At 65.5% G+C, this 776-nt stretch carries 1 protein-coding gene; it reads left to right on the top strand.

From position 1 onward, the window contains the following. A partial coding sequence (locus tag E5198_RS21300) for a citrate/2-methylcitrate synthase (protein WP_136491875.1) occupies positions 1-776 on the top strand: 776 nt, incomplete at both ends.

The following is a 776-nucleotide window of genomic DNA, read 5'->3' as shown; positions in this document are numbered from 1 at the left end:
CCGGCCAGCGCCCACCCGATGGACGTCATGCGCACCGGCTGCTCGATGCTCGGCAACCTGGAGCCGGAAGAGAGCTTCGCGCAGCAGCTGGAGAAGGCCAACCGCCTGATGGCCGCCTTCCCGGCGATCATGTGCTACTGGTACCGCTTCAGCCACGAAGGCGTGCGCATCGAGTGCACCAGCGACGCGCCGGATCTGGGCAGCCACTTCCTGACCCTGCTGCACGGCAAGGCGCCGAGCGAGCTGCACCGCAAGGTGATGAACGTGTCGCTGATCCTCTACGCGGAGCACGAGTTCAACGCCTCGACCTTCACCGCCCGCGTGTGCGCCTCGACCCTGTCCGACCTGTTCTCCTGCATCACCGGCGCCATCGGCTCGCTGCGCGGCCCGCTGCACGGCGGCGCCAACGAGGCGGCGATGGAGATGATCGAGAAGTTCGCCACCCCGGAAGAGGCCACCGAAGGCACCCTGGCCATGCTGGCGCGCAAGGACAAGATCATGGGCTTCGGTCACGCCATCTACAGCGTCTCCGATCCGCGCAACGAGGTGATCAAGGGCTGGTCCAAGCTGCTCGCCGAGGAAGTCGGTGACACCGTGCTGTTCCCGGTTTCCGAGGCCATCGACAAGGTCATGTGGGAGCAGAAGAAGCTGTTCCCCAACGCCGACTTCTACCATGCGTCTGCCTACAACTTCATGGGCATCCCGACCAAGCTGTTCACCCCGATCTTCGTCTGCTCGCGGGTCACCGGCTGGGCGTCCCACGTGTTCGAGCAGCG

The organism is Pseudomonas sp. A-1, assembly GCF_004801855.1.
Classification (GTDB): domain Bacteria; phylum Pseudomonadota; class Gammaproteobacteria; order Pseudomonadales; family Pseudomonadaceae; genus Geopseudomonas.
This window is presented reverse-complemented; position numbering and strand designations above follow the sequence as displayed.